This window comes from Proteus sp. fly-1013 (assembly GCF_040140245.1).
Classification (GTDB): Bacteria; Pseudomonadota; Gammaproteobacteria; order Enterobacterales; family Enterobacteriaceae; genus Proteus; species Proteus mirabilis_B.
On record NZ_JBEEWD010000006.1, the window covers coordinates 183,627 to 205,668 of the forward strand.

At 36.3% G+C, this 22,042-nt stretch carries 23 protein-coding genes; 14 read left to right on the forward strand and 9 right to left on the reverse strand.

What is annotated here, in order from left to right; all coding sequences use genetic code 11:
- The first annotated feature begins 126 nt into the window (after positions 1–126).
- The gene (gene fadD, locus ABN236_RS13095) at positions 127–1,815 is read left to right on the forward strand and encodes a long-chain-fatty-acid--CoA ligase FadD (protein ID WP_088495469.1); all 1,689 of its coding nucleotides are present in this window, start codon (positions 127–129) and stop codon (positions 1,813–1,815) included.
- A 99-nt stretch (positions 1,816–1,914) separates the two neighbouring features.
- Positions 1,915–3,033, forward strand: a complete 1,119-nt coding sequence (gene rnd / locus ABN236_RS13100) for a ribonuclease D (RefSeq protein ID WP_349474170.1) — start codon at positions 1,915–1,917, stop codon at positions 3,031–3,033.
- Positions 3,034–3,405: 372 nt separating this feature from the next.
- Here rnd and minE read toward each other — a convergent pair whose 3' ends face one another.
- The 3 genes from minE to minC are packed head-to-tail and all read right to left on the reverse strand — an operon-like array spanning position 3,406 to position 5,215.
- Entirely contained in the window at positions 3,406–3,675 is a 270-nt protein-coding gene (gene minE, locus ABN236_RS13105) for a cell division topological specificity factor MinE (RefSeq protein ID WP_023582089.1), read from the reverse strand.
- A gap of 3 nt (positions 3,676–3,678) precedes the next feature.
- On the reverse strand, positions 3,679–4,491 hold the full coding sequence (gene minD / locus ABN236_RS13110) for a septum site-determining protein MinD (protein ID WP_023582090.1): 813 nt from the start codon (positions 4,489–4,491) through the stop codon (positions 3,679–3,681).
- Positions 4,492–4,513: 22 nt separating this feature from the next.
- Positions 4,514–5,215: a septum site-determining protein MinC gene (gene minC / locus ABN236_RS13115; RefSeq protein ID WP_311754883.1), complete on the reverse strand. Its 702-nt coding sequence runs from the start codon at positions 5,213–5,215 to the stop codon at positions 4,514–4,516.
- Between the two features lie 133 nt (positions 5,216–5,348).
- Between minC and ABN236_RS13120 the strand changes: the two genes are divergently transcribed.
- From ABN236_RS13120 to ABN236_RS13145, 6 genes are all read left to right on the forward strand, one after another.
- Positions 5,349–5,636, forward strand: coding sequence for a YcgL domain-containing protein (locus tag ABN236_RS13120; RefSeq protein ID WP_069369136.1), 288 nt, complete (start codon positions 5,349–5,351; stop codon positions 5,634–5,636).
- A 24-nt stretch (positions 5,637–5,660) separates the two neighbouring features.
- Positions 5,661–6,788: a lytic murein transglycosylase gene (locus ABN236_RS13125; protein ID WP_270753359.1), complete on the forward strand. Its 1,128-nt coding sequence runs from the start codon at positions 5,661–5,663 to the stop codon at positions 6,786–6,788.
- 53 nt (positions 6,789–6,841) lie between these two features.
- Positions 6,842–7,498, forward strand: a complete 657-nt coding sequence (locus tag ABN236_RS13130; RefSeq protein WP_075671101.1) for a fumarylacetoacetate hydrolase family protein — start codon at positions 6,842–6,844, stop codon at positions 7,496–7,498.
- A 36-nt stretch (positions 7,499–7,534) separates the two neighbouring features.
- Positions 7,535–7,978: a cysteine cluster protein YcgN gene (gene ycgN, locus ABN236_RS13135; RefSeq protein WP_088495473.1), complete on the forward strand. Its 444-nt coding sequence runs from the start codon at positions 7,535–7,537 to the stop codon at positions 7,976–7,978.
- Positions 7,979–8,036: 58 nt separating this feature from the next.
- Positions 8,037–8,513 carry a DUF6392 family protein gene (locus ABN236_RS13140; protein WP_318618783.1) on the forward strand — a complete coding sequence of 159 codons (477 nt, stop codon included), beginning with the start codon at positions 8,037–8,039 and terminating at the stop codon, positions 8,511–8,513.
- Positions 8,514–9,037: 524 nt separating this feature from the next.
- A complete protein-coding gene (locus ABN236_RS13145) occupies positions 9,038–9,769 on the forward strand; it encodes a DNA/RNA non-specific endonuclease (RefSeq protein ID WP_227719050.1) in 732 nt (243 codons plus the stop codon).
- 82 nt (positions 9,770–9,851) lie between these two features.
- Here the strand turns inward: ABN236_RS13145 and fetB are convergent, their stop codons facing one another.
- From fetB to ABN236_RS13165, 4 genes are all read right to left on the reverse strand, one after another.
- Positions 9,852–10,625 carry an iron efflux ABC transporter permease subunit FetB gene (fetB, locus tag ABN236_RS13150; protein WP_349474171.1) on the reverse strand — a complete coding sequence of 258 codons (774 nt, stop codon included), beginning with the start codon at positions 10,623–10,625 and terminating at the stop codon, positions 9,852–9,854.
- A gap of 50 nt (positions 10,626–10,675) precedes the next feature.
- Positions 10,676–11,326: an iron efflux ABC transporter ATP-binding subunit FetA gene (gene fetA, locus ABN236_RS13155; RefSeq protein WP_088495476.1), complete on the reverse strand. Its 651-nt coding sequence runs from the start codon at positions 11,324–11,326 to the stop codon at positions 10,676–10,678.
- Positions 11,327–11,549: 223 nt separating this feature from the next.
- On the reverse strand, positions 11,550–12,506 hold the full coding sequence (locus tag ABN236_RS13160; protein ID WP_349474172.1) for an acyl-CoA thioester hydrolase/BAAT C-terminal domain-containing protein: 957 nt from the start codon (positions 12,504–12,506) through the stop codon (positions 11,550–11,552).
- Between the two features lie 181 nt (positions 12,507–12,687).
- Positions 12,688–13,602, reverse strand: a complete 915-nt coding sequence (locus tag ABN236_RS13165) for a helix-turn-helix domain-containing protein (protein WP_194950562.1) — start codon at positions 13,600–13,602, stop codon at positions 12,688–12,690.
- A gap of 90 nt (positions 13,603–13,692) precedes the next feature.
- On the opposite strand from ABN236_RS13165, the gene ABN236_RS13170 reads away from it, so the two are divergent.
- The 3 genes from ABN236_RS13170 to ABN236_RS13180 all read left to right on the forward strand — a co-directional run bounded on the left by ABN236_RS13170 (position 13,693) and on the right by ABN236_RS13180 (position 16,974).
- The gene (locus tag ABN236_RS13170; protein WP_270753351.1) at positions 13,693–14,313 is read left to right on the forward strand and encodes a TetR family transcriptional regulator; all 621 of its coding nucleotides are present in this window, start codon (positions 13,693–13,695) and stop codon (positions 14,311–14,313) included.
- Positions 14,314–14,378: 65 nt separating this feature from the next.
- Complete coding sequence (locus ABN236_RS13175) at positions 14,379–14,855, forward strand: NUDIX hydrolase (protein ID WP_088495480.1); 477 nt, start codon at positions 14,379–14,381, stop codon at positions 14,853–14,855.
- A 520-nt stretch (positions 14,856–15,375) separates the two neighbouring features.
- Positions 15,376–16,974, forward strand: coding sequence for a methyl-accepting chemotaxis protein (locus ABN236_RS13180; RefSeq protein ID WP_194950559.1), 1,599 nt, complete (start codon positions 15,376–15,378; stop codon positions 16,972–16,974).
- 89 nt (positions 16,975–17,063) lie between these two features.
- Here the strand turns inward: ABN236_RS13180 and ABN236_RS13185 are convergent, their stop codons facing one another.
- Entirely contained in the window at positions 17,064–18,062 is a 999-nt protein-coding gene (locus tag ABN236_RS13185; protein ID WP_311754880.1) for a 2-hydroxyacid dehydrogenase, read from the reverse strand.
- Between the two features lie 149 nt (positions 18,063–18,211).
- On the opposite strand from ABN236_RS13185, the gene ABN236_RS13190 reads away from it, so the two are divergent.
- Genes ABN236_RS13190 through ABN236_RS13200 form a run of 3 tightly spaced genes read left to right on the forward strand, consistent with a single transcriptional unit; the run spans position 18,212 to position 21,394 of the window.
- Complete coding sequence (locus ABN236_RS13190) at positions 18,212–20,848, forward strand: YdbH family protein (protein ID WP_349474173.1); 2,637 nt, start codon at positions 18,212–18,214, stop codon at positions 20,846–20,848.
- Entirely contained in the window at positions 20,845–21,051 is a 207-nt protein-coding gene (locus tag ABN236_RS13195; RefSeq protein WP_196714597.1) for a YnbE family lipoprotein, read from the forward strand. Before ABN236_RS13190 ends, ABN236_RS13195 begins: the two co-directional genes overlap by 4 nt.
- 10 nt (positions 21,052–21,061) lie before the next feature.
- Positions 21,062–21,394, forward strand: coding sequence for a YdbL family probable chaperone protein (locus tag ABN236_RS13200; protein WP_196714595.1), 333 nt, complete (start codon positions 21,062–21,064; stop codon positions 21,392–21,394).
- A gap of 82 nt (positions 21,395–21,476) precedes the next feature.
- Here ABN236_RS13200 and ABN236_RS13205 read toward each other — a convergent pair whose 3' ends face one another.
- Positions 21,477–22,028 carry a fimbrial protein gene (locus ABN236_RS13205; RefSeq protein ID WP_349474174.1) on the reverse strand — a complete coding sequence of 184 codons (552 nt, stop codon included), beginning with the start codon at positions 22,026–22,028 and terminating at the stop codon, positions 21,477–21,479.
- Positions 22,029–22,042: the final 14 nt, after the last annotated feature.

Genomic DNA, 22,042 nt, shown 5'->3' on the forward strand with positions numbered 1-22,042 from the left:
ATATTTAGTGACACACTTCGCATCTTCACAACAGAAAATTGTTTGTGCTGGTAGGATGAGTTAATACTTTGTTAAAAATGAAACACAATATTAACCCAAGAAGTGCGATTAATCAGGAGTACTACTTTGGAAAAAGTCTGGCTTAAACGTTATCCGGCAGATGTTCCGGCTGAAATTGACCCGGACCGTTTCGCATCCCTTGCTGAGATGCTTGAAAACGCTGTCGCAAATTACGCAGATCAACCCGCCTTTATCAATATGGGCGAGGTCATGACTTATCGCAAACTTGAAGAGCGTAGCCGTGCTTTTGCAGCATATCTGCAAAATGGCTTAGGACTGAAGAAAGGTGATCGTGTTGCCTTAATGATGCCTAATTTACTGCAATATCCTATCGCGCTTTTCGGTATTCTTCGTGCAGGCATGGTTGTCGTAAACGTAAACCCACTTTACACACCAAGAGAACTTGAACATCAGTTAAATGACAGTGGTGCAAGTGCCATTGTAATAGTCTCCAACTTTGCGCATACACTCGAAAAAATCGTGTTTAATACCAATATTAAACACGTTATTTTGACCCGAATGGGTGATCAACTCTCTCGTCCTAAAGCAACATTAGTCGACTTTGTTGTTAAATATATCAAACGATTAGTACCTAAATATAACTTGCCTGATGCAATTTCATTTCGTCGAGCAATGCATTTTGGCTATCGTATGCAATATATTAAACCTGAAATTACAGGTAAAGATTTAGCCTTTTTGCAATACACAGGTGGCACAACAGGAATTGCTAAAGGCGCAATGTTAACGCATCGCAATATGTTGGCAAACCTTGAGCAAGCGAAAGCGGCTTATGTACCTGCACTAAATGTAGGTAAAGAGCTGGTGGTCACTGCATTACCGCTGTATCACGTTTTTGCTTTAACCGTTAACTGTCTACTCTTTATTGAAATTGGTGGTAAAAACTTACTTATCACTAACCCTCGCGATGTGAAAGGAACAATTAAAGAGTTAGGACGTTACCCTGTCACGGCAATCACAGGTGTAAATACTTTATTTAATGCTTGGTTGCAAAATCCAGAATTTCGTCAGCTCGACTTCTCGAAACTGAATCTCTCTGTTGGCGGCGGTATGCCTGTTCAAAGTAGTGTTGCTAAAGAGTGGGAAGAGTTAACTGGTAAACATCTGTTAGAAGGTTATGGTTTGACGGAATGTTCTCCTTTAGTCACCGGTAACCCTTATAATCTGAAAAAATACAGTGGCAGTATTGGATTGCCTGTACCTTCAACGGACGTTAAGTTTATTGATGATGAAGGTAACGAAGTTGACCGCACGGTAGGCGGTGAAATGTGGGTTCGTGGCCCTCAGGTCATGAAGGGCTATTGGAATCGCCCTGATGCAACTGATGAAGTCCTACACGATGGTTGGGTTGCAACAGGTGATATTGCCACAATGGATGACGAAGGCTTTATTCGTATCATTGACCGTAAAAAAGATATGATCTTAGTTTCTGGTTTTAATGTATACCCTAATGAAGTTGAAGAAGTCGTTACGGCACATCCTAAGGTTTTGGAGTCGGCTGCAATTGGCGTACCCAGCAAAAACTCTGGTGAAACCGTTAAAGTTTTCATTGTGAAAAAAGATCCATCATTAACGGAAGATGAGATAAAAACACACTGTCGTCGTTACCTAACAGGCTATAAAGTACCTAAAATTATTGAGTTTCGTGATGAATTACCAAAATCAAATGTTGGTAAAATTTTACGCAGAGAGTTAAGAAATGAAGAAAAAGAGTTGAAAACCTCAACTGAATCTTGATACAACACTCAATAACCTTTTTCAATTTCGCCGGTTTATACCGGCGTTTTTGTGATTACATAAAAAAGTCATTAGACATAAAAACAAGAGAAACCTGTTTTGAATTATCAATTGATTACGACAGACACTGCACTGGATACCGCCTGTAAAGCCGCTTCAGAGGCTTCACAAATTGCTTTAGATACAGAGTTTGTCCGCATACGTACCTATTACCCTCATCTTGGTTTGATCCAGATGTATGACGGTAAACAGATCTCTCTTATTGATCCGTTAGCAATTAAGGATTGGGCTCCTTTCGTTGAGCTATTAATAAACCCGGGCATTATGAAGTTTCTCCATGCTGGAAGTGAAGATCTCGAGGTTTTCTCTCACCAGTTTGGTTGTGTTCCAACACCAATGATTGACACTCAGGTGGTGGCTGCATTTTTAGGGCATCCTATCTCTTGTGGTTTTGCGACATTAGTTGAGAAATATGAAAATGTTGCACTAGATAAAAGTGAATCCCGAACAGATTGGTTAGCGCGTCCTTTAACTGAAAAACAGTGCCAATATGCCAGTGGTGATGTTTTCTATTTGCTACCTTTAGCTAAAAAATTAATTAAAGAAGCAGAAGAAGCCGGCTATATGGATGCGATCGCAGATGAATGCAAAATGATTGCAGAACGTCGACAAGAAACGGTTGTACCAGAGCTCGCCTATCGTGATATTAGCAATGCATGGCAATTAAAAGACCAACAGTTAGCATGCTTACAAATGCTTGCTCAGTGGCGTTTAAATCAAGCCAAAGCTCGAGATATGGCATTAAACTTCGTTGTAAGAGAAGAACACCTATGGTCTGTTGCTCGTTATCTTCCATCGTCATTAGCAGAACTCGATGCATTGTCGCTTTCAGGTCAAGAAATTCGTTGTCATGGCCGTCGATTATTAGATTTTGTTGTTAAAGCTAAAGAAGTTAAAGATGAAGATTGCCCAGAGCCTATTGGTAATTTAATTGAACAACCAAACTACAAAAAAGCATTTAAAGCGATTAAAGCGATTATTCAAGAAATTAGTGAAGATAAGCGCTACAACCCTGAATTATTAGCTTCAAGAAGACAGATTAATCAGTTATTAAGTATTCACTGGAAAATAAAAGAAGGGCAACCTGAATTAATTTCGCGCTGGCGTAAAGCATTATTAGAAGAGAAAGTGACAGAAATTCTGGCGCAATATCCATAGTCTTGTTAATTGTCTATTTTCCAACCTCTAATATCCAAAATAAAATGGGAACGTTAGTTTAATAAATAGACAAACTAAAGAATAACAAATAGGAGTCTCTTTTGAGGCTCTTATTTTTTGCACACAAAAAACACCTAAAGAAGGTGAAGGCAGAAATAGACTAAATAGATTATTGGTAAATATAAATGTTATGACGAAATAACGGGTCTCCTGTGACTTATCACCAATGATTAAAATAGCAACGAGATATAGCGCTATTTGCGCATTCAGGTGTATTCAATATGTATATAATTAAACACAGAGCCAATCAAATTAATTATAGTTCATGGCTGGCTCTGTGAATAATGACTTAGATAAAGCGTAAAATATGATTTACTTTGTGGGCTCTTCACTCTCAGGTAAAGTCACATTTAGCTCTAAAACAGAGATATCATCGCCTTTTTGTTCAAATTGAACAGAAAGCATCTCTGGATCAATCTGTACATATTTACAGATGACACCTAATAAATCTCTTTTCATATCAGGTAAATAAGCTGGCTCGCTATCACCACGGCGACGTTCTGCTACGATAATTTGCAGACGCTCCTTGGCAATATTAGCTGTCGACTTTTTACGCGACAGGAAAAAATCTAGTAAAGCCATCTTTTACCCCCCAAAAAGGCGTTTCAGAAAGCCTTTTTTCTCTTCTTCAATAAAACGGAATGGATGTTCTTCACCTAACAAACGATTTACTGTATCTGAATAGGCTTTACCTGCATCAGATTCGCCATCTAAAATAACAGGTTCACCTTGGTTAGATGAACGTAAAACAGATTGATCTTCTGGAATAACACCCAATAGTGGAATGCATAGAATTTCAAGAACATCTTCCATACTTAACATGTCACCACGGTTAACGCGGCCCGGATTATAACGAGTTAATAGCAGATGTTCTTTAATTGGATCTTCACCACGTTCAGCACGACGTGATTTAGAGGCAAGAATGCCTAAAATACGGTCGGAGTCACGTACAGATGATACTTCAGGGTTTGTTGTGATAATAGCTTCATCTGCGAAATAAAGGGCCATTAATGCACCACTTTCAATACCCGCAGGAGAGTCACAAATAATAAAGTCAAAACCCATTTCATCGAGTTCATCTAATACTTGTTCTACACCATCACGGGTGAGAGCGTCTTTATCTCTTGTTTGTGATGCAGGGAGAATAAACAAATTTTCTGTACGCTTATCTTTAATCAATGCTTGATTTAAAGATGCATCGCCCTGAATAACATTAACAAAATCATAAACAACCCTACGTTCACAACCCATGATAAGGTCTAAATTACGTAACCCAATATCAAAGTCGATAACAACCGTCTTATGACCTTTTTGAGCGAGGCCGGTAGAAATGGCCGCGCTGGAAGTTGTTTTACCAACCCCACCTTTACCTGACGTAACAACAATAATGCGTGCCATGGAGTGATTCCTTGTCGATGCTCTAAATTAAGTTCTCGATTGTTAATTCATTCTCTTGCAGACTCAGTTGTACTGACTTACCAACAAAGTCCGTAGGAATTTGGTCGCTTAGCCAATATTGACCAGCAATAGAAACAAGTTCAGCAGACAGATGTGTACAAAAAATATGGCTCTCTTTATCACCCGATGCGCCTGCAAGTACGCGTCCACGCAATACACCGTAGACATGAACATTGCCATCAGCAATTAATTCAGCACCTGCACTTACATTACTAATAACAACTAAATCGCTATTTTGTGCATAAATTCGCTGACCTGAACGAACAGGAGCATGGATGATTTTTGTTTTTTGACGAACAACTGCCGGAGCTTCATTCGTTTTATCGTTATTTGCCTGAGTGCTTGGCTTAACTATTTTACCTTCATTTAAGATAGGTAACTGTGCGGCAATTATCGCTTCTTTCTGTTGAGCGTCTGAACTACCACTAATTCCCACGACTCGTAAGCCAGCATCTTCTACAATTCGCCTCAGTTTTTTAAAATCAATATTCTCATCTGCTAAAGCAGAGACATTGATAACCACAGGTGCGTTTTTCAGAAATTGAGGCGCTTGTGCAATTTTTTCTGAAATAGCCTGACGAATAACTTTCGGTGTTCCATCGTTTAAATGGAGTACTGAAAGGGTAAAATTACTGCCTTTTAACTCAATGGGCGTGTTTGACATCTATCTGACTCAGTAAATTTTTTATAATCTGGCACAAAAAACCAGAGACGATATTACGAAAGTATATAAGCATGTTATATTTACTAAAATATTCAGGCAAGTCGCTTATTTTAATAATTAGAGTTTAATGAAAATGATTTGTGCAATTTACCGTAGTACCAAACGTGATCAAACTTATTTATACATCGAAAAAAAGGATGATTTCTCTCGAATTCCGGACGAATTATTACAAAGTTTTGGCGAACCACAATTTTCAATGTTGCTTAATCTCGCGGATAGACAGCGTTTAGCGCATGCTGACATTGAAAAAGTCAAAAAAGCATTAGTTGAGCAGGGTTTTTACTTACAAGTTCCACCACCTGTCGAAAGTATGTTAAATGCTTATTTAGATGAATTAAAAAAATCAGAAAAAACTGAATAAATCATCGAGATAAAAGGAGCATAAATGTTCAAATATTCATTCATCGCTGTGATTGTTTCCGGTTTAATGTTATCTGCGTGTACTAATAGCCAACAAAAGTTGGCTGAAAGACAAATTACCGCACCAGAGGCAACGGCAGTTGAAACACAAAAAATGCCTCGATGGAAACAAGTGGATGTTGCATCGTTAGAACAAGCGTTTCCTAAAGAAACTCGTACTTCTGCACAATTTCCTGCTTATGTTGAAGCATTGAAATTGAAAGCCGCTCAATTGGGATATAAACAAGAAACAATAGATTTTGCTTTTTCAGAAGCACATTTTATTGAACGAGTGATTAAATCAGACCGTAATCAGCCGGAAAAGAAAATCACACTCGATGTTTATTTACCACGCATTGTCACCAACGGCCGTTTAAACCAAGGGGCTAAACTCTATCAAGAGAATCAAGATACTCTAGAACAAATCAGCAAAAAATATGGTGTACCTGCAAACTATATTGTTGCGTTATGGGGACTTGAGAGTGGCTTTGGTAAGGTGCAAGGCAAAGAAGATGTTGTCTCTGCACTTGCAACGCTCGCATTTGAAGGCCGTCGTGAAGAACTTTTTACCCGTCAATTAATGGCAGCATTAGAGATTATTGAGGAAGGACATATCCCTCAGGGACAGCGACTTAAAGGCTCCTGGGCAGGAGCGATGGGACAAACTCAGTTTATGCCATCTTCTTTCCTAACTTATGCCGCAGATGGCAATGGTGATGGAAAAATCGATATTTGGAACACTCAAGAAGACGCATTTGCTTCGGCTGCTAACTATTTGGCGACGGAAGGCTGGAAAAGTGGACTTCCTTGGGGAGAACAGGTTACTTTATCGGTAGATTTTAACCAACAGCTTGAAGGTATTAAGACCGAACAGAAAAAAACGGTCGCTCAATGGAAAGCATTGGGTGTTCAATTACCAGCAAATAGTCAATTGAACGATACTATGCCTGTATGGTTAATTATTCCTGATGATGATTTGCACAGAAGCTATTTAGTGACACAGAACTTCCGTACGATTATGCATTGGAACAGCTCTTACTTTTTTGCCCTTAGCATTGTCACAATGGCTGATGGCGTTGCTAATAAAATAAATTCACTGCCTAACGCGAGCTAATCGCGTTTTTACAGTGAAATAAAACACAGCAATTTACCTAAAAGGAACACATTATGTATCAACATCGTGATTGGGAAGGTGCGTTACTTGATTTTCCTGTCAATAAAGTGATTTGCGTTGGTAGTAACTATGCAAATCACATTAAAGAGATGGGATCCGTTCGCTCAGAAGAGCCTGTGATTTTTATCAAACCAGAAACAGCTATGTGTGATATTCGCCAACCTATTGCTATCCCAAAAGATATGGGTGCGGTTCACCACGAAATTGAATTAGCAGTACTTATTGGTCAGCCACTTAAACAAGCTAATGAAGATAGAGTTGATCGTGCAATTGCGGGTTTCGGTATTGGTCTTGATCTCACATTGCGTGATTTACAAGGTAAATTGAAAAAAGCAGGGCAGCCGTGGGAAAAAAGTAAAGCGTTTGATGGCTCTGCACCATTGTCTGGCTTTATCCCTGTCAATTCATTTGGCGACCCGCAAAACGCAGATTTAATGTTACGTGTTAATGACGAGATTCGTCAGCAGGGTAACAGTCGTGATATGCTAACCCCTGTTTTACCCCTTATCAGCTATATGTCTCGCTTTTTTACCCTACGTCCTGGTGATGTGATTTTAACGGGAACACCTGAAGGTGTTGGCCCTCTAGAATCAGGCGATATGTTGGTATTAAGTGTTAATGAACATCAGCTGACAACGCGGGTTATTTAATTCGTATTAGATGAGCAATAAGGTAATAACGTAGAGATGACACAGGCTTTTTGGCAGACTAAAACATTGGATGAAATGAGTGATGATGAGTGGGAATCGCTCTGTGACGGGTGTGGGCAGTGTTGTTTACACAAGTTAATGGATGATGATACTGACGAGATATATTTTACCAATGTCGCTTGTAATCAGCTAAATATTAAAACCTGCCAATGCAGTAATTACGAAGATCGTTTCCGTTATGAGCCAGATTGTATCAAGCTTACACGGTATAATTTACCGACTTTTGAGTGGTTACCAATGACATGTGCGTATCGTCTGTTAGCAGAAGGCAAAACGTTACAAAGCTGGCATCCGCTTATTGCAGGTAATAAAGCAAAAATGCACCAAGGTAATATTTCTGTAAGATATATTGCAGTGCCAGAAACTGAAGTTGAAGATTGGGAAGATCATATTCTTAATCGTCCGAAAGGACGTGGTTAATTTCTTATTTTCATTAAAAAGCTCCTTTATAGGGGCTTTTTGTTAAGGAATGTAAGTAATGACAATAGATATTGCTGGGCTAATTGCTCAATTAGGGAAAAAATATCAAGATGTTTACGATCAAAATTTAATTCCTTATAAGTCCAAACCTAAAAGTGGCAGTTTAGCGATGAGAAAAGAATCTCTTCACTTATATTTTGAGCCGTATGGTGTCGGTTTAAGTGAAATCACGCTGACGCTATTTGATGAAAAAACAAAGCAATTTCATTTCCCTCATGCACTTCCTTTCGGGTTACAGCCATTAATGACACAAGAGTGGTTACATGCTCATTATGGAAAACCGATCCGTTTTTCTAAAAAGAAAATTGTGATGTCACTTCATTTAGGTGAAGCAGAAGTCTTTGAATTACCCAATAATAATCAGGTTATTTTTATCGCCAGATACCCTTACGTTGGTGAGAATGTGGTGATTTCGCTTACCTTTGAATTACGCGAAAGCTTAGAAAAACGATGGGATGTTAACTATACAGCTTGATATTACATTAAAGATAAAAAATTCCCCTTTTGATGTTAATAAGAGAATAAATCATTCACCAAATATTTTTTTTAAGAAAATCTATTGACGAAATGGGAAATATAGTTCACTATTATTCTCATGGTGGGAAATTTGAATTTCACCAACCAAATGAATAAATGCCTCGCTTATGCGGGGCTTTTTGCATTCTAGGGTTGTGAAAACCTCCATCATATTTCGTAGCAAAATTCTGAGTCATATTCAGTGATTGAAACGTACATCATTATTAAAATGATGCGTTTTTCTTCGCCGTTTATTACCTGAATTTACTGAAAGAGAAGATTGGATTTTCTCTTATTTGAACAAAAAAACTCGCTTCGGCGAGTTTTTTTGTTTCTTCATTTTATAAAAAGGAATTTTATATGAAACGTATTACCCCAATTGTTTTATCACTGCTTATGGTTTCAACTAGTTATGCCAATTCAGAGATGACAGTAGTACCTGAACTTGAAACTCAATCATCTGCTGTTGTGCGTGATACTTCAATGCGTGCAATGAATGATGAAAACTGTGGTATTGGTTGTCCATTAGGTGGCAGTGAAACCACTATTCAACGCGATGTTTATACATTAAATAATAATAGCGAAACCAAGTTTGCAGATTGGGTTGCTTATTTAGTGACGAAAGACAGTATTGGTAGTGGTAAAGCACGTAACTGGAAAAAAGATCCGGCTTTAGGTAATGATGAAACCTTATCGCCAACGGATTACAAAAATGCCAATGCCACATTAAAAGTTGACCGTGGTCATCAGGCTCCTCTCGCTTCATTAGCTGCGTTACCAGGTTGGAATGCGCTTAACTATCTTTCTAATATTACACCGCAAAAAGCAGACTTAAACCAAGGTGCTTGGGTGCGATTAGAAGATCAAGAGCGTAATTTGGCAAAAGAAGGTCACAAAGTCTTTACAGTTACAGGACCTATTTACGAAAGAGATATGGGTAAATTGCCAAGTACAGATAAAGATCACACAATTCCAAGTGCATATTTCAAAGTGGTTTTTCTAAATGATTCACCAGAAAGCTCCTCTTATGCAGCATTTATTATGGATCAACAAACACCGAAAAAAGCAAATTTCTGTGAATTCCAAGTAACGGCAGCAGAAGTGGAAGCTCGTACTGGTTTAACACTTTGGAGTCAGTTACCTGAAAGTGCTCAAGGTGTGAAATCTCAAGCCGGTGAGTTAGTCAAAAAAATGGGATGTACGGTATTAAAATAAGCTTTTAAACCGACCTCTCAGTAAGTAATAAAAAAGGTCACTTTATTAAGTGACCTTTTTAAATATTGCTAAATAGATATATTTAGCGGCTTTCAAAATTAATAAGCTGGTGGCGTTGATTAAAAAACTTCTTATAGGTTAAATAGCAAGCAATAATGGTTGAAATACTGGCTGTTGCCATCAACATAAAAGTCACCATAATTTGATATTTAACGGCTTGTAATGGATCAACACCAGCAAATATAAGCCCTGACATCATACCCGGTAAACTCACAATACCGACAGTCTTTGCTGCATCAACCGTTGGGATTAATGAAGATTTAATGCTATCTCGAATAATACTCATTGAGGCTAACTTAGGTGTTGCACCAAGGCTTAACATTTCTTGCAATTGCTGTTGTTGATTTTGAAAACGTTGACCTAAATTATTATAACAAAGCCCCGTTGCTATCATTGCATTACCTGCAATCATCCCCGTAATTGGAATAATTTGAATGGGTGTAAAAGCAATGGAACTAGTGAGCAATAAAATAGTTAAAGTTAATAATGCCCCAGTCGTAATAGCGGTAAAAGAGATCAGAAAGATATCTTTAACATATTTACTCCGCTTTTTAGCATTATGGGCGGCGTTATAGCAGATAAATAACACCATTAAGAAAGTAAGAATAAAATGGTCAACATGGAAAATATAGGTCAAGACATAGCCAACAATTAATAGTTGAACAATGGCTCTTGCTGTACTCCAAATAATATCTTTTTCTAAAGCTAGTTTTTCTTTACGGCTAATAAAAATAGCCACGAGAACTAATAAAAGCGAGAAAATCAGAGATTCATTGCTTATCGTATGTTCGTTCATAATATTATGTTCGCTCATAACAAAAGGGTGACTGATAAAAAAATAAAAAATCAGGCATCATTGTGAGAAGGTAATAAGATCACATCATCAGCATGTTTTATTTCATTTTGATCGTGAGTGACCCATAACACAGCGAGATTTTGATCTTTAACGTAGTGGTGAATAACATCATTCACTTTTGTTTTATTATCTTCATCTAATGCGCTTGTTATCTCATCAAGTAATAAGATTTTTGGCATAAATTGTAGATTTCTTATCAGTGAAATACGTTGTTTTTCGCCTCCCGAAAGTTCATTAATTCCCTTTTTCATAATGGATGTAGGCAAACAAAAATAATCCAAATCATGGGCTATTTTCTTATCATCCACAGAGCGTTTTCGTAAGAAATAAGGAAATTTAAGGTTATCGTAAACAGTCTCACCAAATAACATCGGTGTTTGAGTACAATAAGAAACTTGCTGGCGATATTCTTCAGGTGAAAACGTTAGATAGTCTTTATTTTCAAAGAAAATTGAACCGCTGGTAGGTGATAGTAGTGAAGCGACAATCTTGAGCAAGGTGCTTTTACCACAACCTGAAGGGCCTGTGATAAGTTTAAATTCAGAAGGTTGAAGTTCAAAATTGATATTATCAAGGATAGTTTTGTTATCGACTCGGTAACCTATTTTATCAAGACGTAAAAGTGCAGTCGTGCTTTCCATTCTTATCCCAAACTTAAAAGAGAGAATAATTATCATTATACAGAGTTAACGATATAAAGATCCTGCTTTAAATCAGTTAGTAAGCAATTTTGTTACTATTTAAGTATAGGATAATAAGAATATGAGCCAATAAAAAAGATAAATTTATTTTTCTCGATTGACTAAAAAATGCCAAGTAAAATTAATAAACCTGAAATTAAAGTAATACTTGATAGCGCTTCATTTAGTCAAAAATAACCTGAGATCCCCCGCTTTTGGATTGTTTTTCATATTGAGAGTACCAATGCTTTATATCATTGATTATTTCATTCGTTAAACGCTCGCCTTGTTCATTATAAAACCCATGATCTAACTTATCGTATTTAATAAACTTCACATTAGGTTGGTTGATATCTTGGCTTAATTGATTAAATGCATCGACATTTACATTCGCGTCATTAAGTGTCTGAATAATTAAGATAGGGGTATGCTGATTACTTTTTATAACGTTAAGTAAATCAATAGCAAAATATTGTTGCCACCATAATTTACTGTGCTCACTGACAAATTGCTCATCATCGATTTGATTATTTTTGATGGCATTAGCAAATTGCTGAAAGCCATCTAGAGCATCTTTAATGTGCTCTTTAGGTGTGGTAAGACGAATATTATAAAGAACATCATCAAGAAAAAAGCGACCCCCACCATTTAGCGCAATAGCTGCTTTAATGTCATTGCGTTTAGCTACCACTAAATGCACCATCGTGGCACCTTCACTTCCACCAATTAAAATAATATTTGGGTACTGTGAAGATAATTTATCTAACACTGCCTCATAATCTTCAGTTCGTTGTTTAGGATTATCATGAAGCATATAGTTTTTAGGGCAATCAACACGTTCACCATCATATTGCGAATAAGGTAATTGAGCAGTAATTCCGTATTTCTCTACCATTAAAACATCACTGTTGGGTAACCATTGACCAAAGGTTTCTTGAATAAAGGTATTATTTTTAATGCTATTACAATCAGAGCCTTGCATTAACACCAATAGAGTCTGATTTTTTTCAGCTCGCTTATCCAAGTAATAACTAATTTCACTACCATCTTTACGTGAAAGTAAATGTGTCGATATTTCTGCATAACTTGCAAAAGAAGGAAGCAAAAAAGTAGAGAGTAAAAATAGAAGTGAAGTGCGCATGGTCACCTTGTTTGTTTTTGTAGGGATGTAATAGAAATTTTATTTTAATAATAAGTAAACAGCTAATTTAGTGAATTATTGTACAGAAACAAGTGATGAAGAATTTATCGCACAGATAGTCGTTATAAAATTAATTTATTCTTAATAAAATAGCCTGAAAATTCAGGCCATTTTGGGATCATTAATGAATGGGAACGAAATAATCTATCTCTAAGGTTCTTGGTAATTCCATCAAATCAACATCAGTTTCTATACTGACATATTTTTCAATATCAGCACCTAAGCGACGACATAAACCTAATGCGGGAAGGGTATAAAAATAAATTTTCATCGCAAATTGTTTATATTCTTCTAGCGTTCCCTTAAATTGGAATCTGACATAGCGTCCTGCCTCAATCACTCTTTTTCTAAAACCACTGGTTTTTGTGAAATGATCTAAGCTATTTAACCCAATTTCATAATCAATCTGGATTTTATTTTTACGTAATGTGTTCGGTTGGTATGAGATAAGTACAGTACTTTCTGTAAAGTTTTTATCCGTATACAGTAAAAAGTCATTCCAAAATTGGTGACGAATATCTTCGTGCAATTTACCTATATCTTCGATAGAGCAAAAATACTGATATTGCATCCCATAAACGTAACTTTCAGGCAACTCCATAATTTTAGGAATAGGTAAATCAACAACATCAAAATTGATTGGTGGCTGAAAGTTATCACCACAAAGATTATCTAGTTTACGATATTCTGTGGGTGTTACACCAAAGGTTGCTTTAAAACGACGCGTAAATGATTGCTGGGAATCAAACTGATAACGCAATGCCACAGTCAGAATAGGCAATTTAGTTAATCGTAATTCGGTTGCCGCTTTTGTTAAACGCCTTCCTCGAATATACGAAGCAAGTGTTAATCCCGTCGCTTGTTTAAACACGCGTTGTAAATGCCATTTGGTATAACCAGAACGGATCGCAACGTCATCAAGTAGCAACGGTTTTTCCAGATTCACCTCAATCCAGAGAAGAAGTTCTTTGATAATTTCTATATTAAAAGTGGATAAGGTATTTGAGGGGGTAAGCCCATTGTACTGAGATGACATGATAATTTCCTGAAAATATTTTGTTCAGTTTACACGAAACTGATACCCATATATTATTACATACTTATGGTATGTTTTAAGGGTTTTATCATGAAAATAAAATCACGGCAACAAGAGAATTCAGAGCAAACACGCACTGCATTACGTGAAGCTGCACAAGAACTATTTATAAATCAGAGCTATTGTGATGTTTCCGTTGATGAAATATCACGTCACGCAAGAGTAACGAAAGGGGCTTTTTATCACCACTTTAGTAATAAGAAAGCACTATTAAAAGAATGCTACCTTTTTCAGGTTGATAAGGTCGTCGAAAAACTGGTTCAAATTCCTACCTATGATGATCAGTGGCAAGAGTTAGAGGCTATTTTTAGTTTCTGTGTAGATCATATTTATCAACATAAAAATAAGCTTATTCCCTTACAAGAAATAATTTCCGTTCTAGGTTGGAAAGAATGGGATGAAATTGATTCACAAATTCTTATTCCTCGAATTAAAAAGTGTGTAGATACCCTCTATAACAAACAAGAAATTTGTACCTATTCTCCTGATATTGTCGTGAATTTAATTTATGGATTTGTCACGCATATCGCGATTAATTTAAAGAATGAAGCGACATTACCTGAAAATGCCTGTAAGGACTTTAAAACGATATTTTCTGATTTTTTAATGGGTGTAAAACAATCTTCAATAAATGCGAAAGACCATAAATAGCACAAAAATAGAGATAGATTGATGTACATTGGATCAAAATACACAAAATAAGGGTTCAGAATATTATGACAATAGAAGTGCCTAAGAGTCATTTCACCGCAACGGGCATTGTATTCAATGAGCAGGGCAAATTCCTTCTCCATTTACATTCTAAAATAGGCTGTTGGTTACCACCAGGTGGTCATATAGAAGAGAATGAAGAGCCACAAGATGCAGTATTAAGAGAAATAGAAGAAGAAACAGGTTTACTGTGTGAGTGTCTTTGTTATCAACCTGAATTTAGCCTTAACCTAAATAACAATGATGTTATTGAACTTGTAAAACCTCTCGCCATCTTAAAAGAACCCATCCAGGATAAAAAACAAGGATTTCATTATCACATCGATATGATTTACCTTTGTAAGCCGTTAAAAAATAGCCAATTAACAAATAAATCTTTCCAATGGCTCTCTTTGGATGAAGTTAAAAAATTAGAAACGCCATTGAATGTGATAAGACTTATTGAACTAACTGAAAAACTATTAATAAAGAAAATTATTTAAATTTCTTAATAAAGCTAAATTACTCATAATAAATAAACAATAAAAGCAGTTTTTAGAAACTGCTTTATTTTTATTGGAAATAAATCACTTTTAAAACTCACTATAATTTAACTTTGAAGTTAAATAAATTAATGTTAATAGGTAAATACACCTATTAAATATTAATGTGAAAATACACAAATAAAATTACAAAAACTAAAAAATTATTAATAAATTATCTTTTTCTGAGTAAAATCACCTTCATTGCGGGATATTGTATAGTTAATTTGTATCTGGATGGATAAAACAATCGTTTATTTCATAAATGAAAAATGGTTTTCACTGCACTCTAAAGTTTTTCCTCATTATTACCGACATTATAAACAAAGGCAGATCCTACGTGCCTTTATATTCTAATGAATAAATTTTAGCCTTATTTTATTTACACCAGGGAATATGCTCTTTGTCAGAGAAAGAGTGCATTCTGATATCTTACAAATGTACAGATAAAAAATTCTGTATATTTTGATGGAATATGACCATGTTTAAAAATATCAGTATAGAAAAGACCGTTAAGGTCATGCTGGCCATTTTATTTGCGTTGATTATGAGCATTATTTATTTTAGTTATGATGCTTCCACTCGATCCTATAATAATTTCGTTTCATCAAATAGCCTAAGTCAGCAAATGTTACTTATGGGCAAAGCGCGATATCAAATGGCCGTGATCAGGGCAAATATTAATGGATTAGATGGGCAATTACGCGTTAATGAAAAACCCTCAGCAAAATACTTTCACCAAACTGCAGAATATATTGAAATAACGCGTGAAGAGATCCACCGTTGGTCAGACACGGAAAAACTCACTTTAGAAGGGCGAGAACTAGCCGATGATATGACAAAACGTTTTGATGAATTGCTCGATATCTTTACTGGCGCACTAGAGAGATTGCGTAGAGGTGAGCTAACAACACACTCAGCCAGTGTTAAAATGGATGAGCTTAATGATATCACGATGCAATATTACGCTGTGGCTAATGGTATCGAGAATAGCTATATCGATATTGCAAAAACATCTCAAGAACGTTTAATGCTGGTGTCAATTACGACAGGTATTATTGTTATTCTTTTATTTTTCATTATATTACGTTGGTTCTCCCATACCTTTATTGGCAATATCAAAATATTAATCAATATCTTTAGTAAGATGAGTCAAGGCGATTTAAGTATGCGTGTAGATAATCACGGTACTAATGAATTTGGTCAGCTATTCAATGAAATGAATAAGATGAAAAATTCATTAAGCCATATGATTTCTTCCGTGAAAAATGCCGTTAATACTATTAGTGTTAGTGCGAGTGAAATCGCAACAGGAAATACAGATTTATCATCTCGAACTGAAGAGCAGGCTAGCGCATTACAAGAAACTGTTGCGAGTATGGAGCAAATTAAAACAACAGTTGAGAAAAATGCGGATAACTCACGTGAAGCTAGCAAATTAGCACTAACAGCAACCGCATCTGCTCAAAACGGCGAAAATGTGATGGATAGCGTGGTAGAAACCATGTCTTCAATCTCTGAGAGCGCGAAGAAAATTGCAGACATCAATGACATTATTAACAGCATTGCTAATCAAACGAATATTTTGTCATTAAATGCGGCAGTTGAAGCGGCAAGAGCGGGTGAACAAGGTAGAGGATTTACCGTTGTAGCGTCTGAAGTGCGTAGTTTGGCTAGTCGCAGTGCGGAAGCTGCGAAAGAGATCAATGATTTGATAACACACTCTGTAAATAAAGTGCATGTTGGCTCTCAGCAAGTTGCTCAAGCTGGACGCTCAATGTCAGAGATCGTCACAACCATTAATCAGGTGAATGACTTTATGCAACAGATAGCCCTTGCTTCTAATGAACAAAGCATGGGGATTAACCAAATCGCATTGGCTGTTAGTGAAATGGACACCGTTACTCAGCAAAATGCGGCATTGGTTGAAGAATCAGCGGCTATCACAGCGAATATGGATGATGAAGCTCATCAATTAGCTAAATTAGTTTCACAATTTAAAGTAGATGAAGAGAAAGAAACGCTTTCACGCTTTGATCCCACACAATCAGCGGAAGCTATCGATACTCAACAAAAATAAGTGTCATATCGCTAATCAATAAAATAGGCCCCCTTTGCTAATTTATGGCGAAGGGGGCTTTTTGTTACATATCTTCTTAATGCTTAAAATTAAGCTTTGATCTGATTAACGCATTCATTACCTGAAGCAACGTCTTTAATATTGTGCAGTGTTGTTTCACTAATACTAATCAATGCTTCTTCTGTTAAGAAAGCTTGGTGTCCTGTAAATAACACGTTATGACAAGAAGAAAGACGACGGAAAATATCATCTTGAATAACGTCATTTGATTTATCTTCAAAGAAAAGGTCACGCTCATTTTCATAAACGTCCATTCCCAATGCACCAATTTTACCTTGTTTTAATGCATTAATAGCAGCAGCAGAATCCACTAAAGCACCACGACTGGTGTTAATAATCATCACACCATCTTTCATTTGTGCAAAAGCAGTTTCATTTAATAGATGGTGATTATCTGCGGTTAATGGGCAATGCAGCGAAATAACATTAGAATTCGCATAGAGTGTTGCCAAATCGACATATTCTGCACCTAAATCAAGTACTGCTTGATTTGGGTAAGGATCATAAGCAAGTAGCTTCATGCCAAAGCCTTTTAATATGCGCAATGTTGCTAATCCTATTTTACCTGTGCCAATAATACCGGCAGTACGATTATGCATATTAAAGCCAGTTAAGCCTTCTAATGAGAAGTTTGCATCACGAGTACGTTGATAAGCTCTGTGTATACGACGATTAAGTGATAGCATCATACCAACAGCATGTTCTGCAATAGCCTCTGGTGAATAAGCCGGCACACGGACAACCGTTATGCCTAATTCAGCCGCAGCGTCTAAATCGACGTTATTGAATCCTGCGCAGCGTAATGCGAGGATACGTATATTAAGGCTAGCAAGCTCTTGTAAAACCGCACGATTTGCATCGTCATTGACGAAAATACAAACAGCATCAGCGCCAACGGCATTTTTTGCGGTTTGTTCTGTCAAATTAAAATCGAAATATTCAATATCATAATGGTATCCATTATGTTGATTGACCCATTCCATGTGTTTACGATCATAATGTTTAGTACTATAGGAAACGATTTTCATCCAGTCTTCTCTATTCTCGATTAAATTTTTATTCAGAGGCTGGAAAAACAAGAATTATCCAGCCCCAATATGAAAGAAATTAATACTATCATTATAAACAATTTAGAGAGGTAAGTGGATGATTCAGGTTTGTTTAAAAGGAATATGATGTGTTGTTAAGAAAAACAATCAAATGGACAGGGACGATACTACTAGGCACAGGTCTAATTGGCACTGCTTTATGGGTGTCTATTCCTCGTTGGTTGCCCGTGGTTGCTCACTATTACTTGCCTGAAGGTGTAACACTTTCTTTATCGCAGCCCAAGTTACAGCGCTTAGGTGTTTCAGTTGAAAATATCGCATTAAAGGCAGAGAGTTGTACTTTAGCTAATCTTGATAACTTTGTTTTTACTTATCAAAAAGAGCAGATTGATAAACTTCAATTTGATAGCCAGCAACTCGTCATTGATGAACAATGTTTTTCAATGATGCCAGCAAGTAAACAAGAAGAAACTGCAACTGTTCCTCTTGAGATAAATTCACTATTAACTTCAATACCTTATTTATCCGTTAATATCGATAATGTGCTCTTAAAAGAAAATGCTCGTTATCAAGGTGCATTACAACTAAAAACACAAAACAATGGGCGACTAATTACTTACCAAGGAGAAAATGCTCAACTTGGTATTTTCATTAGAGACAACCAATGGCTTGATATTAAAAAGCTTAAAGTGAATTTACCTGATGATAACAATATTGAACTGGCTGCTGAAATAGCGCTTCCTCTAGATATCGCGTCATTACCTGAAAAAGGCACCATCGATGCAACGTTATTAACTTCTCACTATGAACATCCGTTAGTTTTTATTCTTGAATGGGTTGGACAATCCGGCACTATTTCAATTGCCGAACAAGGTGGAGGTCACGCATTGGCTTTATTGCCTTGGACAGCCTCACCTGAAAATATCGTTATTGAGCAAGGTCGTTGGGAATGGTTTGGATTAGACCAACCGTTACGAGGTGGTGTAAATATTAATATCGCCCAATGGCAAAAAGGATTAACGGATTTAAGATTAGCTGCACGATTAAATGTGATGACAGAAGGTAAAGCAGGGAAAGGAAATTTGGTGATATCGATCCCTGAAACGGCAGTAAATTGGCTAGATGCACAAATTCCTATTCAAATTACCGGTGTTGTTAATAAAGAATTAATGCAAGCTAGTGCGCAATTACCCGTTAAAGTCACTGGTATGTTGACAGATCCTACTATCGAATTTCAATCCGGATCTTTATTTCGTTTCAAAGGACCCGTTACTGAGACACTTACTGTAACAGATGCTCGCTTACCTTTAGCTGGAACCACCTTTTCATCAAAAGGTTTTAATGGGCGTTTAAATGCGATAGTCGTTGCTCAAGACAGTATTTGGGGAGATTACCGCATTCATTTTCAAGGTAAAGCGATTGATTTCTTGCCTGATAATGGAACTTGGCAATGGCGTTATTGGGGAGATGGAAATTTACTACCGTTAAAAGCGCATTGGGATATTGCAGGAACAGGTTATTGGACTGATAAATTAGTGAGTTTTGAGAAACTCAATACAGGTTTTGATGTTTTAAAATATCAACATACTGCAATGACAGCGCCACGATTATCTTTATTAAGTCCATTTCGTTGGTTCAGAGATGATAAAAAGCCGACATTTAATGGAAAGCTAAAATTAACGAGTCAGCGTATTGATTTCCCTGCGGGTGGTTTTTTAGATAAGACAGATTTTATTGCCACGGTAAGTGGTGAATCACCTTTTAATTTTAACGTAAAAGGTGAGTTAAGCGCTAAACCCAATATAGGACCAATTGCAATTAATACACGTTGGGATGGTGCGAGACTAAGAGGGCAAATGCGTTGGCCTTCACAACCAATTAATGTTTTTCAATCACTAATATCTGCAGATTTAGGCATTACCCTTGATAAAGGTGAATTGTATACGCAAGCTGATTTTTCTATTGCACCTGAACAAGGATTAATTGCTGGTGGGCATCTTGTTGTTAGACAAGGCGGAATGTGGCTTAAAGATGGTGTTTTAGAAGGTTTAGATTTTATCTTACCTTGGCGTTTGAATGGAGATGAATGGCAATTAGGAGTTAAACAACCCGTTCAGTTACGAATAAAACGAGTTAATAACCTTTTTGAAATGACCGATATTACGGCAGATCTTCAAGGTTTTTACCCCGCAACTGAAAGTAAACCATTAGTCTTATCTAACGTTAATGTTGCAATGTTGGATGGAACAATATCTTTAGCAAAATTAGCGATACCACAACATGACGCAGCGATTATTTCTATTGATAATATTCAATTAAGTCATCTGTTTACTCTATTAAAAGTGACTCAATTTGCAGCATCAGGTAAAGTGAGTGGCGAATTTCCATTTTTTATTAATAATAATCAATGGATTATTAAAGATGGTTGGCTAGCTAATTCATCTTATTTAACGTTAAGACTTGATAAAGATTTCGTTGATTCAATTGATGATAACAATATGTCAGCGGGTGTTGCTATGGCATGGTTGCGTTATCTAGAGATCAGTCGTTCTTGGACTCGTGTTAATTTAAGCAATTTGGGTGAGTTAGTGCTAGAGGCTGAAATTCATGGAACGAATCCTTTAGAGGATAAACGCCGTCAGGTTAATCTAAATTATCGACATGAAGAAAATGTCTTCCAATTATGGCGAAGTTTACGATTTGGTTCACAATTGGAAGAGTGGTTAGAAAAAAGCTTATCAGATTTAGGGAGTGAGTCAGAGTGAAACCATTATTCTTAAAAAAATTATTTTTATTAACGGCGATAGTAATGGGAATATCAACGTTAACAGGATGTATTCGATTAGAAGTCGCGACACCAGATAAACCTATAAATATTAATATGAACGTAAAAATCGAACATGAGATTAATGTAAAAATAGACAGACAAGTTGAAGATCTCTTAAAAAATAACAGCGCCATTTTTTAAAGGGTAAATGATGAATTATAAAAAATATCTCTTAAGTTTTGGGCTAATAATGGCTTTAACCAGTACAAATGCTATAGCATTAACACTTGATGAAGCGAGATCACAAGGGTTAGTAGGGGAAACCTTCAGCGGTTATATTGAACTTGTGCAGACAAATAACAAACAAGCTCAACAACTTGTTGATGAAATCAATCAAGCCAGAAAAGCAAAATATACTGAAGTTGCTAAAACTAACCAAGTAACACCAGAATCAGTAGCTCGACTTGCGGGTGAAAAGTTAGTCGCAAGAGCTAATGAAGGTGAATTTGTTAAAGGTATTAATGGTAAATGGGTGAAAAAATAGTAACGCCTTAAATAAGCATTTAATTTCGTTAAAAGCACGATCTATTATAAATAGCTATCGTGCTTTTCCATAATTGCAATCACTAGCTATCGCTAAACATAACAACATCATCATTTATTTTTATAGTGAACTGAATATTGGATTGTATATAACCGGGTTTTGGAGGTATATCATCTTTTTTTACATAATTAGCAAAAAAATAAAACTCAACTTTGCCATCAATGAGATTTTCAACAAACTCATTCTCTTTATTAAGATCTAGTGGTCTTTGTTCTTCATTGTATAATAATTGAAATGTAATATTAGCACTTGCACTATCGTCAGTGATCTGATTTTTTAAATAACCGGTATTATTATCAATACTTGAATTTTCAATTTTCAAACGCACTTCGCCATCGCTTTTAGAGCAGTCATTTATAGTAACAATAATAATGTGACTGTCAGTATCAGCTAATGTTCCCGCTTCATGTGATGAGAAATCATTTTCATTAATAGAAATCTTATCGCTGATATTTTCATAAATATAATCAATATCACAACTTAAAGGAATTTCATGATCACCGCGCCTAGGTGCTGATGATAATGAAAAAGAGATAAGTAGTAATGTAATCATTAAATAGATGTTTTTCTTCATAATTTTCTTAATAG

Excerpts from the sequence above, each read along its gene's own strand:
- minE (WP_023582089.1), bottom strand. The coding sequence starts at position 3,675 with ATGGCTTTACTAGATTTTTTCCTGTCGCGTAAAAAGTCGACAGCTAAT.
- minD (WP_023582090.1), bottom strand. The coding sequence starts at position 4,491 with ATGGCACGCATTATTGTTGTTACGTCAGGTAAAGGTGGGGTTGGTAAA.
- minC (WP_311754883.1), bottom strand. The coding sequence starts at position 5,215 with ATGTCAAACACGCCCATTGAGTTAAAAGGCAGTAATTTTACCCTTTCA.
- ABN236_RS13120 (WP_069369136.1), top strand. The coding sequence starts at position 5,349 with ATGATTTGTGCAATTTACCGTAGTACCAAACGTGATCAAACTTATTTA.
- ABN236_RS13125 (WP_270753359.1), top strand. The coding sequence starts at position 5,661 with ATGTTCAAATATTCATTCATCGCTGTGATTGTTTCCGGTTTAATGTTA.
- ABN236_RS13130 (WP_075671101.1), top strand. The coding sequence starts at position 6,842 with ATGTATCAACATCGTGATTGGGAAGGTGCGTTACTTGATTTTCCTGTC.
- ycgN (WP_088495473.1), top strand. The coding sequence starts at position 7,535 with ATGACACAGGCTTTTTGGCAGACTAAAACATTGGATGAAATGAGTGAT.
- ABN236_RS13140 (WP_318618783.1), top strand. The coding sequence starts at position 8,037 with ATGACAATAGATATTGCTGGGCTAATTGCTCAATTAGGGAAAAAATAT.
- ABN236_RS13145 (WP_227719050.1), top strand. The coding sequence starts at position 9,038 with ATGCGTGCAATGAATGATGAAAACTGTGGTATTGGTTGTCCATTAGGT.
- fetB (WP_349474171.1), bottom strand. The coding sequence starts at position 10,625 with ATGAACGAACATACGATAAGCAATGAATCTCTGATTTTCTCGCTTTTA.
- fetA (WP_088495476.1), bottom strand. The coding sequence starts at position 11,326 with ATGGAAAGCACGACTGCACTTTTACGTCTTGATAAAATAGGTTACCGA.
- ABN236_RS13160 (WP_349474172.1), bottom strand. The coding sequence starts at position 12,506 with ATGCGCACTTCACTTCTATTTTTACTCTCTACTTTTTTGCTTCCTTCT.
- ABN236_RS13165 (WP_194950562.1), bottom strand. The coding sequence starts at position 13,602 with ATGTCATCTCAGTACAATGGGCTTACCCCCTCAAATACCTTATCCACT.
- ABN236_RS13170 (WP_270753351.1), top strand. The coding sequence starts at position 13,693 with ATGAAAATAAAATCACGGCAACAAGAGAATTCAGAGCAAACACGCACT.
- ABN236_RS13175 (WP_088495480.1), top strand. The coding sequence starts at position 14,379 with ATGACAATAGAAGTGCCTAAGAGTCATTTCACCGCAACGGGCATTGTA.
- ABN236_RS13180 (WP_194950559.1), top strand. The coding sequence starts at position 15,376 with ATGTTTAAAAATATCAGTATAGAAAAGACCGTTAAGGTCATGCTGGCC.
- ABN236_RS13185 (WP_311754880.1), bottom strand. The coding sequence starts at position 18,062 with ATGAAAATCGTTTCCTATAGTACTAAACATTATGATCGTAAACACATG.
- ABN236_RS13200 (WP_196714595.1), top strand. The coding sequence starts at position 21,062 with ATGAATTATAAAAAATATCTCTTAAGTTTTGGGCTAATAATGGCTTTA.
- ABN236_RS13205 (WP_349474174.1), bottom strand. The coding sequence starts at position 22,028 with ATGAAGAAAAACATCTATTTAATGATTACATTACTACTTATCTCTTTT.